Annotated in this window: 8 protein-coding genes and 2 pseudogenes; 5 read left to right on the forward strand and 5 right to left on the reverse strand. The window is 61.1% G+C overall.

The features are described from left to right. The first annotated feature begins 168 nt into the window (after positions 1-168). Together JWR98_RS25635 and JWR98_RS25640 are read left to right on the forward strand one after the other, a co-directional pair. Positions 169-690, forward strand: coding sequence for a DUF6586 family protein (locus JWR98_RS25635; RefSeq protein ID WP_078732038.1), 522 nt, complete (start codon positions 169-171; stop codon positions 688-690). Positions 691-808: 118 nt separating this feature from the next. Next, positions 809-1,041: pseudogene (locus tag JWR98_RS25640) on the forward strand (hypothetical protein). Between the two features lie 59 nt (positions 1,042-1,100). Here JWR98_RS25640 and sulA read toward each other — a convergent pair. Together sulA and lexA are read right to left on the reverse strand one after the other, a co-directional pair. Beyond that, complete coding sequence (gene sulA, locus JWR98_RS25645; RefSeq protein ID WP_003172574.1) at positions 1,101-1,574, reverse strand: SOS-induced cell division inhibitor SulA; 474 nt, start codon at positions 1,572-1,574, stop codon at positions 1,101-1,103. Between the two features lie 10 nt (positions 1,575-1,584). Continuing rightward, the gene (gene lexA, locus JWR98_RS25650; protein WP_003172575.1) at positions 1,585-2,193 is read right to left on the reverse strand and encodes a transcriptional repressor LexA; all 609 of its coding nucleotides are present in this window, start codon (positions 2,191-2,193) and stop codon (positions 1,585-1,587) included. A gap of 263 nt (positions 2,194-2,456) precedes the next feature. Between lexA and psrA the strand changes: the two genes are divergently transcribed. Next, a complete protein-coding gene (gene psrA / locus JWR98_RS25655; protein ID WP_003172576.1) occupies positions 2,457-3,164 on the forward strand; it encodes a transcriptional regulator PsrA in 708 nt (235 codons plus the stop codon). A gap of 144 nt (positions 3,165-3,308) precedes the next feature. After that, positions 3,309-4,319 carry a beta-N-acetylhexosaminidase gene (gene nagZ, locus JWR98_RS25660; RefSeq protein ID WP_078732039.1) on the forward strand — a complete coding sequence of 337 codons (1,011 nt, stop codon included), beginning with the start codon at positions 3,309-3,311 and terminating at the stop codon, positions 4,317-4,319. Positions 4,320-4,351: 32 nt separating this feature from the next. Here the strand turns inward: nagZ and JWR98_RS25665 are convergent, their stop codons facing one another. From JWR98_RS25665 to mfd, 3 genes and pseudogenes are all read right to left on the reverse strand, one after another. Next, a complete protein-coding gene (locus tag JWR98_RS25665) occupies positions 4,352-7,042 on the reverse strand; it encodes a DEAD/DEAH box helicase (RefSeq protein ID WP_078732040.1) in 2,691 nt (896 codons plus the stop codon). 9 nt (positions 7,043-7,051) lie between these two features. Further along, entirely contained in the window at positions 7,052-7,618 is a 567-nt protein-coding gene (locus tag JWR98_RS25670) for a CsiV family protein (RefSeq protein ID WP_003172579.1), read from the reverse strand. Positions 7,619-7,629: 11 nt separating this feature from the next. After that, positions 7,630-11,078, reverse strand: a pseudogene (mfd, locus tag JWR98_RS25675) (transcription-repair coupling factor). Positions 11,079-11,418: 340 nt separating this feature from the next. On the opposite strand from mfd, the gene JWR98_RS25680 reads away from it, so the two are divergent. Continuing rightward, complete coding sequence (locus tag JWR98_RS25680) at positions 11,419-12,882, forward strand: glyceraldehyde-3-phosphate dehydrogenase (protein WP_078732042.1); 1,464 nt, start codon at positions 11,419-11,421, stop codon at positions 12,880-12,882. Positions 12,883-12,974 lie beyond the last annotated feature (92 nt).

Below are 12,974 nucleotides of genomic sequence, written 5' to 3' on the forward strand. Positions count from 1 at the left end.
ATAGGTGCATCAGTCGACATGTGTATGACTGATGCACCGCTATCGGGAGCAAGCCCCTTGTGTCTTGAGCCAGGATTAGCAGCCGTTCATGGCACTTGCAGTCGACTCAGCTGATCCGTGACACTGTTCAGCCAGCATCATGCCTATTCGTTGTGGAGATTTGCCGTTATGGCCAACGAACTCTATACCCGTACCAATCAGAAAATTTACTTTGCGGGTTTGTCCCTGGAAGCCCTCGGCCGCGCCGAGGAAGGGAAAGAGATGAATGCTATTGCGCTGGTCCAGGCAGGACGTGAAGCGGCGTTGTTCCACTTGTACGGCGCCTTGCTGGGCCTGTGCCATGAGATCGCCGGGTTCTACCGTCTGCCACAGGCCGGTTCGCCGCGTGCGGAAATGATCATGAACAGCGAAGTGCTGGCGTCCATGGCCATCCCCGAACTGGCTGAGCTGGTGGAAATGGCTCAGAGCCCCGACAGCTGGGTGGCGCGTTTGCTCAAGGCCCATGCGGATATGTTCCAGCCACCAAGGGTTCCCCATGTGCCCAAGGGCGACGTGACCCAACCGCTGATCGTGGCGGTGGCGTTGGAGGAGGAAGAGCCCAAGCCCCTGAGTCGGGAGGAGTTGGAAGGCTGGCGGCAAGAGCTGAAGAAGATGGCACTGCGCTTTCGGGAAGGTCTTAACGAGTGTTAATAGCGGCTCGGACTCAAAAAGCACCGTTCATCAAGCTGTAAAGAAACCTGTTCAGATCCTCAGCGAGGCTGGGTGTATGACTGATATAATCCCGGCCTTTCGTGGAGAACAGACTTTTATGCCGACGTCCTTTCTGGAAATTGTTGAACTGCCTGACGGCCGAATCGAGCTGCGCCGGGCCGAGGACGAAGGTTCTCTGGTTATCCTGGATTTTTCCGAAGACGCAAAAGTGTTTTTGCAGGGCCAGCACGTGGAAGTGGCAAAAGCCATGTTGAGCGTGGGCGTGCAAATGGCCGGTCGCTGGCGGAAGGCGAGCCGGAGAAAGAAGACGGGCCGCGCGTTCTTCATTGAGTCTTGTGGTGAAGGGGCTTCTGTGACGAGCCCGATCACTACAGGCTGGGCCAGTGACTTTATCCCAGTCGAATATTCAAGCTCTGCGCATCGCCCAAACGTGCAGCACTGATCAACTGCTGCTTGGCCGTCGCATTCAGCGGATTCAACCAGCTTACGACGGTATGGCTGCGCCCCAGGCGTAACGCTTCACACGTTAATTGCTGGGCGCTTTGTGCGCCGCGTGGTTGCAGGAGCAGGATACGTTCACGGTTGAGGCCGGCGTCCCTCAGCCAAGCCTGGGTGAGGCTGGCGGGCGGTGCGATCAACGTCAGCCACCGTGCATCCTGCTCCTCGCTCAACTCACGCAGGATTGGCGCCAGCAGGCTCAGGCAGCTTCCGGCAGCACCGCGCAACGACAGTTCACTGAACGCCTCAGGCTCGGCGCCCCAGGGCGCTTCGACCGTCTCCTTGAGGATAGGCGCAAGAGGTTGGGCCATAAAGGCTTCGAACAGCGACAGTTGTGTGTGTTGTGGGGTGTGCACGATCTGCATGATGCCTCCTTTAGCGGCGAATAACGCCGACACTCAAGCCTTCGATCACCAGGTCCTGATCTTTCAGGTTCACTTCAATCGGGGCGAACTCAGGGTTCTCGGCCAGGAGCCAGACCTTGCTGCCTTCGCGCTTGAAGCGCTTGACGGTGACTTCATCGCCGATACGGGCGACGACGATTTGACCATTACGGGCTTCACGGGTGGTGTGGACGGCCAGCAAGTCACCATCAAAGATGCCCACGTCTTTCATGCTCATGCCATGTACCCGCAATAGGTAATCGGCGCGCGGATGGAAGAAGGTCGGGTTGATGTTGCAGGATTCCTCGACGTGCTGCTGCGCCAGGATCGGCGCACCGGCTGCAACGCGGCCGATGATCGGCAGGGTCGATTCGTCGGCCTTGGCTTCGAAGCCAGGGATGCGAATGCCGCGCGAAGCGCCGGGGGTCATCTCGATCGCGCCTTTGCGAGCGAGGGCCTTGAGGTGCTCTTCGGCGGCGTTGGGGGATTTGAACCCCAACTCCAGCGCAATCTCGGCTCGCGTCGGCGGATAGCCGTTGTCATCGAGGCAGCGCTTGATAAAAGCCAGAATCTCAGCTTGGCGTGGCGTCAGTTTTAGCATGTTGATCGCTCTGTCTTTTTATACAGTGACTGGGATTATATACAGTGAACTGCGCTTGGCAATCATCCTTTTTCAGGACTCCGCTGGACGGTCATTCTTTATCTGTCCTACACGGTAGAGATAGCGCTGCCTACAGACCTGGAAGGATGTGATTAAATAGCGCTGAAATAGATGACTGCCCGGCCGCAAAGCGAACCTGCAGACTTGACAAGACACACCCTGAAACGTATGTTTCAAACAAGTGTTTGTCAGGCGGAGTAGCCATGGCCCAGTCGGAAACCGTTGAACGCATTCTCGATGCTGCCGAGCAATTGTTCGCGGAAAAAGGATTCGCCGAAACTTCATTGCGGCTGATCACCAGCAAGGCCGGGGTCAACCTTGCCGCGGTGAACTACCATTTCGGTTCGAAAAAAGCCCTGATCCAGGCGGTGTTCTCGCGCTTTCTGGGGCCGTTCTGCGCCAGTCTCGATCGTGAGCTGGAGCGGCGCCAGGCCAAGGCCGACCACAAGCCCAGCCTGGAAGAACTGCTGGAAATCCTCGTCGAGCAAGCCTTGGTCGTCCAGCCACGCAGCGGTAATGACTTGTCGATCTTCATGCGCCTGTTGGGCCTGGCGTTCAGCCAGAGCCAGGGCCACCTGCGCCGCTATCTGGAAGACATGTACGGCAAGGTATTCCGCCGCTATATGTTGCTGGTCAACGAAGCCGCCCCACGGATTCCGCCGATCGAGCTGTTCTGGCGCGTGCACTTCATGCTCGGTGCGGCGGCGTTCAGCATGTCCGGTATCAAGGCGTTACGTGCGATTGCCGAGACCGATTTCGGCGTCAACACTTCCATTGAGCAGGTCATGCGCCTGATGGTGCCGTTCCTCGCCGCCGGCATGCGCGCCGAAACCGGCGTGACGGACCCGACGATGGCGGCTGCGCAGTTGCGTCCACGCAGCAAAACCGTGCCGGTTCCCGCCAAGGTTTGACCGCTCCGGGTGTGCGCGGCCGCTTGCATCCGCTAAGCTATCCGCCATGCCGATTTCAGCTATTTACCCGCAACCCATTGTGCTTGCCGTGCTTACCGCGCGACGTCAGCGCAATGGGTTGTGGGCGTTATTTAAGGAAGGTTTATGACTGCTGCCCTGCAAGGTTCTTTGATGGTCGATGTCGCCGGTACTTGGCTGACGGCCGAGGATCGCCACCTCTTGCGCCAGCCTGAAGTGGGCGGCCTGATCATTTTTGCGCGCAATATCGAGCACCCGCGCCAAGTACGGGAACTGAGCGCGGCGATTCGCGCGGTGCGCCCGGACTTGCTGCTGGCGGTCGATCAGGAAGGCGGCCGCGTGCAGCGCCTGCGTCAGGGCTTTGTGCGTCTGCCGGCCATGCGCGCGTTGGCGGATAACCTCAATGCCGAATACCTGGCCGAACAATGCGGCTGGATCATGGCCACTGAAGTGCTGGCTGTCGGCCTGGACCTCAGCTTTGCCCCCGTGCTGGACTTGGACTACCAGCGCAGCGCCGTGGTCGGCACCCGATCCTTCGAAGGCGACCCCGAGCGCGCCGCCGTGCTCGCCGGTGCATTTATCCGTGGCATGAACAGCGCCGGCATGGCCGCTACCGGCAAGCACTTCCCCGGTCACGGTTGGGCCGAGGCGGATTCCCACGTCGCCATTCCCAATGACGAACGCAGCCTGGAACAGATTCGCGCCAACGACCTGGTGCCTTTCGCACGCCTGAGCAAGCAACTGGCGGCGGTGATGCCGGCGCACGTCATTTATCCGCAAGTCGATAACCAGCCCGCCGGCTTCTCGCGCCGTTGGCTGCAGGACATCCTGCGTGGTGAGCTGCAGTTTGATGGGGTGATTTTCAGTGATGACCTGTCCATGGCCGGTGCCCATGTGGTCGGCGACGCGGCCAGTCGGATTGAAGCGGCGCTGACCGCCGGTTGCGACATGGGCCTGGTGTGCAACGATCGTGCAGCGGCCGAGCTTGCCCTCTCTGCGGCACAGCGGATGAAGGTCAAGCCTTCGGCACGCATTGCGCGCATGCGCGGCCAGTCGATTGCCTCGACGGACTACAAGCAGGATCCTCGTTGGCTGGCAGCGCTTGCCGCGTTGCGGGATGCTCAGTTGATTGACTGAAGACTGAGTCGCGCCTGATGGCGATCCGACCGTCAGCGCTTCTCTTGCTTGTTGGGCAGCGGCGCAAACAACGCCTCGATCTCCTCGTTGCCCAACTGCCAATCCCCGGTGGTGCGCCCGTCCAGCACGCCCGCCGCCAGGTCGGATTTTTCCTTCTGCAGGTGCTGGATTTTCTCTTCCACTGTGCCCCGCGCAATCATCTTGTAGACGAACACCGGCTTCTCTTGCCCGATGCGATACGCACGGTCGGTGGCCTGATTTTCCGTGGCGGGGTTCCACCACGGGTCGTAGTGGATCACGGTGTCGGCTTCGGTCAGGTTCAGGCCGACGCCGCCTGCCTTCAGGCTGATCAGAAAAATCTGCAGTTTGCCACTTTGGAAATCCTTCACCGGCGTGCGCCGATCACGGGTCTGGCCAGTGAGTAACGCGTAGGCAATCCCGCGTTTTTTCAGTTCGGCTTCGATCAGGCTCAGCATCGAAGTGAACTGCGAAAACAACAGAATCCGCCGGCCTTCGGCAAACAACTCGTCGAGCATCTCCAGCAGGCTGTCGAGCTTGCCCGAGCTGCTGCCCCGGGCGGGCAGGGTGGCGTCGTTGACCAGGCGCAAATCACAGCAGACCTGGCGCAGTTTGAGCAGCGCTTCAAGGATGATGATCTGGCTGCGCGCCACGCCCTTGCGGGTGATCTCGTCGCGGACCTTTTTATCCATGGCCAGGCGCATGGTTTCGTATACGTCACGCTGTGCTTCGTTGAGGTCGACCCAGTGGATGATCTCGGTCTTGGGCGGCAATTCCGTGGCCACCTGTTCCTTGGTGCGGCGCAGCAGGAAGGGTTTGATCCGACCGTTGAGGTGCTGCAATCGTACGTCACTGGCGCGTTTTTCGATGGGCACGCGGTAGTCACGGTTGAAGCTTTTCACGTCGCCCAGCCAGCCCGGCAGCAGGAAGTGGAACAACGACCACAGCTCGCCCAGATGGTTTTCCAGTGGCGTACCGCTCAGGCACAGGCGCTGCCGCGCGTTCAGCTCGCGTGCCGCCTGGGCCGCCTTGCTGGACGGGTTCTTGATGTACTGGGCTTCATCGAGGATCAGTACATGCAAGGGCAGGGTGGCGAGGTGGTCGATGTCCTTGGGCAGCAGGGCGTAGGTTGTCAGCAGCAGGTCGTAGTCCTGCAGGTTGGCAAAATGTTTCTTACGCCCGGCACCGTACAGTGCCAACACGTTGAGCTGCGGGGTGAAGTGCGCCGCCTCGTCGAGCCAGTTGGGAATCAGGCTGGTGGGCATGACCACCATGCACGGCCGGTCCAGGCGCCCGGCGATCTTTTCGCTGAGGATATGCGCCAAGGTCTGCAGGGTTTTGCCCAGGCCCATGTCATCCGCAAGAATTCCGCCCACATCCAGTTGGCGCAGCGACTGCATCCAGCTCAAGCCTTCCAGTTGGTAAGGGCGCAAGGTGGCGTTCAAGCCTTCGGGCGCCACGCAGGTGAAGTCCTTGATATCGCGCAGGCGCTGGGCAAAGTTGCGGATCTTCTCGCCGCCTTCCCATTGCAGTGGCAGGTCTTCCAGCGGGTTGAGGCGAATGGCGTCGGCCTTGGCCAGGCGCAGCGTGGTGGTGCCGGCCTCTTGCAGGTAAAACTCACCGAGGGTTGCCAGCACTGGTTTCAGGCGGCCGTAGGGTAGCGCCACTTGCAGTGGGCCGTGACCGTTGGGCAAGCCTGGGATGTTGACCAGGATCAGCTCGTCATCGCGACGCCGCGCGACTTTTTCCGGGTTGAGGATCTCGGTGTGGGAGCGCATCAGGTTGAGCAGGATCGGCAACAGACTCAGTCGCTCACCGTTGACGATGATCCCCAGTTCCAGGTCAAACCAGTCACGCTCAGGCCCTTCATCGACGGTGGCGTACCAGTCGTCGACCGGGCTCAGGTCGAAGCCGAAGTCCTCATCGATCTGCAACTCCCACCCCTCGCTACGCAAGGTGGGCGATGCGTTGAGGGTGAAGTTCAGCCAGGCGCTGTCATTGACCATCTCGAACAGCTCGCCGGCGCTTTCCGGCAAGGCCTTGCTCTGGCGCGTGGCGATCTTGAAGCCCAGCAGGCGCAGTTGTTCGCGGTAGGGCTGCTCCAGCTCGGGATGGCGCTTGATGCGAAGGCTCCGGGTTTCCTCGCGCACAATAATGTCGGCGTTCTTCTGCCCGCTGACATAGTTACCCAAGTAGTTGAACGACAGCGCCGCACGGTGCTGGATATAGCGCTGCATCTTGCCATTGCGCGGTTCGAACGCACTGAATTCAACGCTGGCCAGCCACAGGCGCGGGATCGGCAGCGCATCCTCTATCACCACCTGCGGCAGCACTACACGGTTATCCAGCACGGCCTGGAGTTTTTCCAGCAGTTCGGCATCCTGCGCCGCTGCTGGATAGGCCAGGGTTTCCTGGACCTTGAGCAGCACGGCCGCGATGTGTTTGCAGTTGGTGTGCACCGGGCAGGTGCAGCGGCTGTCCACCAGGATCAACAGGCCCTTGGCGGATTCGCGCAGGGAGATGGTTTGCCGATAGACGTTGCCGCCCGAGCCTTCGCAACTGGCGATGATGGTGCTGTCGCCGGATTCGACGATACGCACGCGGTTCTCCAGGGCATAACGTCGCCCGCGCTCCAGGCTCTGCTCTTTGAAGCGATTGGCCCACGAAGGGGCCAGGGGTTTGGTCAGCGACGGCGTCAGGGGCATGGCGCTGGATCAGTCCTGAATGTCGGGCGGTGGTGCGCTCGGTGGCTTGGCGGTCAGCGAGGTGATCTTGATCAGCAGCGCCAGGTGGCCACCATCCAGGTAATTGAGCTGGTTGTTCTTGGTGCGCACGTCGGTCTGGTTCAGGTGTTCGCTGGCGATCACGCTGGCGTTGCTGTCGAATTGATTGACCCAGAACTGCGCGTCGATGTCGGTAAAGCGCCCCAGTTGCAGGTTCAATGTGCCCTCGACAGGGAACTGGCCGAACTGCTCCTGGCCGTCGGTGATCGCGATTTTGACCGGCTGCTCGCCCAGGTTCTGTTCCCAGGCCTTGTGCGCCAGCACGGTGTAGCTGTTATCGGCATTGAGCTTGTCGACGATGTTGTTCAGGCGCGGCGGGCTCATTTTATCGCCCAGGCGCACCGCCCCTTCGTCCCAGTTTTCCGGCGCGGCGCGGCTGTTGATCACAGGCTCCGCGTTCTGGCGTACCAGGATCATTTCTACCAGATACGGGCTGTCGGCAAAGGCCGAAGGCGCCACGACCACCAACAACAAGCTCAGCATGCGGAACAGGCGCATTGAGGCGTCCTTCAAACAGTTTTCGGGATGAGGCGCTCAAACAGCGCCTCCAGGGTATTGAAGCGTTCTTCGGCACGTTCCATCGGCACCATGAACTTGAACAGCGTAGCCCCTTCGAACTTGTAACGGTTGGGCTGGCCCTGGATCAGCTTGATCAGCACCAACGGGTCCACCGGCGTCTGCGCTTCGAACTCGATGCGCCCGCCCTGCGGCCCGGCGTCGACTTTCTTGATGCCAAGCTGCTCGGCCTGCAGTTTGAGCAGGGTCAGGCGCACCAGGTTCTTGGTCGGTTCCGGCAGCAGGCCGAAGCGGTCGATCATCTCCACTTGCAGGTCCTTGAGGCCGTCTTCATCGGTGGCCGAGGCGATGCGCTTGTACAGGATCAGCCTTGCGTGCACATCCGGCAGGTAGTCCTCGGGAATCAACGCCGGCAGACGCAGGTTGATTTCCGGACCTCCGCCCAGCGGCTGGTCGAGGTTCGGCTGTTCGCCCTTGCGGATCGCTTTCACGGCGCGCTCAAGCATTTCCATATAAAGCGTGAAGCCCACGGCCTGGATCTGCCCGCTCTGGCCGTCGCCCAGCAGTTCGCCGGCGCCACGGATTTCCAGGTCGTTGGTGGCCAGCACAAAACCGGCGCCCAGGTCCTGGGTGTTGGCGATGGCTTCCAGACGCTTCTCGGCATCCGAGGTGATCTGTTGGCGCGGCGGCGTGAGCAGGTAGGCATACGCCTGATGGTGACTGCGCCCGACGCGGCCGCGCAATTGATGCAGTTGCGCCAGGCCGAACTTGTCGGCGCGTTCGATGATGATGGTGTTGGCGCTCGGCACGTCGATGCCGGTCTCGATGATGGTCGAGGCGATCAGCACGTTGAAGCGCTTGTGGTAGAAGTCGCTCATCACCTGTTCGAGTTCGCGTTCGCGCATCTGCCCGTGGCCGATGGCAATGCGCGCTTCCGGTACCAGTTCGGCGAGGTCGGCGGCGCATTTCTCGATAGTCTTTACGTCGTTGTGCAGGTAGTACACCTGGCCGCCACGCAGCAGTTCGCGCAGCAGGGCTTCTTTCACCGTGCTTTTGTTCTGCTCCATGACGAAGGTGCGCACCGACAGGCGTCGCGCCGGCGGCGTGGCGATGATCGACAGGTCGCGCATGCCCGACACCGCCATGTTCAGGGTGCGTGGGATCGGCGTCGCCGTGAGAGTGAGAATGTCGACTTCGCTGCGCAGGGCCTTGAGCTGTTCTTTCTGACGCACACCAAAGCGGTGCTCTTCGTCGATGATCACCAGGCCCAGGTTCTTGATCTTCACATCGTCCGACAGCAGCTTGTGTGTCCCGATCACGATGTCGATCTTGCCTTCGGCCAGGTCGGCGACGGCGGCATTCACTTCCTTGGCCGACTTGAAGCGGCTCATCACTTCGACGGTCACCGGCCAGTCGGCAAAGCGGTCGCGGAAGCTGTTGTAGTGTTGCTGGGCGAGCAGGGTGGTCGGTACCAGGATCGCCACCTGGCGGCCGCCGTGTACCGCGATGAAGGCGGCGCGCATGGCCACTTCGGTCTTGCCGAAACCCACGTCGCCGCAGACCAGGCGGTCCATCGGCTTGGGCGCAAGCATGTCGGCGCGCACCGCTTCGATGGTGGTTTGCTGGTCCGGGGTTTCTTCGAAGGCGAAGCCGGCGCTGAACGTGGCGTAGTCGGCTTTCGGGTCGGCGAACGCATAGCCTTCGCGGGCGCGCGGCGCGCATAAATGTCGAGCAGCTCGGCGGCGACATCGCGCACCTGCTCGGCGGCTTTGCGCTTGGCTTTCTGCCAGGTTTCGGAGCCCAGGCGATGCAACGGCGCCAGGGCGTCGTCGCTGCCGGTGTAGCGGGCGATCAGGTGCAGGTTGGCCACCGGCACATAGAGTTTGGCGCCCTCGGCGTATTCCATGGTGAGGAATTCGGCCGCCTGGTTATCGATCTCCAGGGTCTGCAGGCCGAGGTAGCGGCCGACACCGTGGTCGATATGCACCACCGGCGCGCCTTCGCGCAGCTCGGTCAGGTTCTTGATCACCGCGTCGTTGTTGGCGTCGGCGCGTTTTTCACGGCGACGACGCTGCATCACGCGCTGGCCGAACAGCGGGCTCTCGGCGATCAGCGCCAGGGCCGGGTCATCCAGCAGCAGGCCTTCATCCAGCGGCGCGATGGTGATCGCCAGGCGGTCCTTGCTCGCGACAAAATCCGGCCAACTGTCGACCGTTTTCGGGCGTAGCTTCAGGCGTTCCAGCAACTCCAGCAGCACTTCGCGGCGCCCGGCGGATTCGGCGGTGAACAGCACACGGCCCGGGAAGTCGCCGAGAAAGTTCGACAGCGCTTCCAGCGGCTGATTGGCCTTGGCTTCAATGGCCAGGTTGGGCAGCGCTTGCGCCGGGAAACGTTCGCGGCCACCGCCGGCGTCCACGTCCTGTTGGCTGGCGACCACACGTGGCCAGTTTTTCAGGCGCGCAAAGCAGTCTTCCACCGGCAGGAACAGTTCGGCGGGCGGCAATAGAGGGCGGGAGGGGTCGACGCGGCGCTCTTCGTAGCGGTTGCGCACATCGTTCCAGAAGTTTTCCGCCGCCTGTTCGATGCCCGGCAGCGAGAATACCTGGGTGTCCTGGGGCAGGTAATCGAACAGGGTCGAGGTTTCGTCGAAGAACAGCGGCAGGTAGTACTCGATACCGGCCGGCGTAATCCCGCTGCTCAAGTCCTGGAAAATCGGGCAACGGCGGAAGTCCACGTCGAAGCGTTCCCGGAAGCGCGCCTTGAAGCGGGTGACCGCGTCTTTTTGCAACGGGAATTCCCGCGCCGGCAGTAGCTTGATTGACTCGACCTTGTCGATGGAGCGCTGGTTTTCCGGATCGAAGGTACGCAGCGTCTCGATCTCGTCATCGAACAGGTCGATGCGGTACGGCAACTTGCTGCCCATCGGGAACAGGTCGATCAGCGCACCGCGTACCGCGAACTCACCGTGCTCGTACACCGTGTCGACACATCGGTAACCGCTGGCTTCCAGGCGCGTGCGCATCTGGTCCACGTCAAGCTTCTGGCCGACATCCAGCACCAGGCTGCTGCCGAGCAGGAACTTGGTCGGCGCCAGGCGATGCAGCGCCGTGGTGATCGGCACCACCAGCACACCGTGGGCCAGTTCCGGCAAGCGGTACAGGCTGGCGATGCGCTGGGAAATGATGTCCTGATGCGGCGAGAACAGGTCGTAGGGCAGGGTTTCCCAGTCGGGAAAATGCAGCACCGGCAAATCGGGGGCGAAGAAGCTCAGCTCCTGCTCCAACCGTTCGGCACTTTGGCTGTCGGCGGTGAGCAGCAGGGTAAAGCGCTTGGCTGCGCTGGCAGCCTCGGCGATGGCCAGGCTCAGGGCGGCACCGGGCAGGTTGCCCCAGTGCTGTTTACCTGCCGCGGCAGGGAGTAACGGTAGACGCAGAACGGGCACGGAAGGTTGAGCTCCAAGCGTTGCGACAAAGTCGGCAATTGTAACGGCCCGAGGTGCCGCCTGTCAGTTGCTGACTGTGTGGAATGCGGTTTGTAGGAAATGTAGTGGTTAAGACAAACAATGCAGGGTTTTGACTCAATATGTAGTGCCAAAGACAGCGGATGTTTCGGAGGGTTACGGACAAGTTGGCAGGGTTGTTCCACTAGTGGCCTTCTGGAACCCGCGTATTTCCTGGTCTGTAGCGCGGTGGTATTTTTTTGCAAGGGCTTTTTGTTGCCCGTCGCGCATTGCTCAACGGGCACTCGGGCGACATAATGTAGCCCCTTTTTTCAGCCCCTACATGTGGAAGGTTCCCGTGACTCAGAAGCCCGACCAGTGTCTTGGTGAATGGATCGACCGTGAAGCACTCGCAGAAGCGATGATCCCGCTTATCGGTCAGCTGTACCGCAATAACAATGTGGTGAGCTCGATCTATGGCCGCAGCCTGATCAACCAGTCTGTCATCGCGATTCTCAAAGCCCACCGCTTTGCGCGCCATCGCTCCGCCGACGACAGCGAACTCTCCGTCCACGAAACATTCCCACTGCTCAAGGCCATGAGCGAGCTCAAGCTCGGCGCGGCCTCGGTAGACCTGGGCAAGTTGGCTTATAAATTCCGCAAGGAAGGTGCCGGCCGCAGCGCCGAGCAGTTCGTGCGTGAAGAAATGGCCGACGTGGTTGGCCAGCAAAACGCCGCGGCCCGCAAAGGCACCGACGTGGTGCTGTACGGCTTCGGCCGTATCGGCCGCCTGCTGGCGCGCATCCTGATCGAAAAAACCGGTGGCGGCGACGGCCTGCGCCTGCGGGCCATCGTGGTGCGCAAAGGCGCCGAGAATGACCTGACCAAGCGCGCCAGCCTGTTGCGTCGCGACTCGGTGCACGGCTCGTTCAATGGCACCATCACCATCGACGAAGAAAACAACACCATCACCGCCAACGGTAACCTGATCCAGGTGATCTACGCCAAGAACCCGTCCGAGGTGGATTACACCCAGTACGGCATCAAGAACGCCCTGCTGGTGGACAACACCGGCGTATGGCGTGATGCCGAGGGCCTGGGCCAGCACCTGGCCTGCCCGGGTATCGACCGCGTTGTGCTGACCGCGCCTGGCAAGGGCAAGCTGAAGAACATCGTGCACGGTATCAACCACGGTGAAATCACGGCTGACGACAAGATCGTGTCCGCCGCTTCCTGCACCACCAACGCCATCGTGCCGGTGCTCAAGGCTGTGAACGACAAGTTCGGCATCGTCAACGGCCACGTCGAAACCGTTCACTCATACACCAACGACCAGAACCTGATCGACAACTTCCACAAGGGCGATCGCCGTGGCCGTAGCGCCGCGTTGAACATGGTCATCACCGAGACCGGTGCGGCCACCGCTGCTGCCAAGGCCTTGCCTGAACTGGCCGGCAAGTTGACCGGTAACGCGATCCGCGTACCAACGCCGAACGTGTCGATGGCGATTCTCAACCTGAACCTTGAGAAAGCCGCGACCCGTGAAGAGATGAACGAGTACCTGCGCTACATGGCGCTGCACTCGGACCTGCACAAGCAGATCGACTTCGTCAATTCGCAGGAAGTGGTGTCCACCGACTTCGTCGGCTCGCGCCACGCCGGTGTGGTGGACGCGGAAGCGACCATTACCCAGGACAACCGTGTTGTGCTGTACGTGTGGTACGACAACGAGTTCGGCTACAGCTGCCAGGTGGTTCGTGTGATGGAAGACATGGCTGGGGTTAACCCGCCTGCGTTTCCGCGCTAAGCCTGAGTGCTGAATGAAAAAGCCCCGACTGGTTCGGGGCTTTTTTATGGCTGGGGGTCTTGTGGTGTCTGGGAGGGCCTCATCGGGGCAAG

The organism is Pseudomonas lactucae (genome assembly GCF_016937615.1).
Taxonomy (GTDB): domain Bacteria; phylum Pseudomonadota; class Gammaproteobacteria; order Pseudomonadales; family Pseudomonadaceae; genus Aquipseudomonas; species Aquipseudomonas lactucae.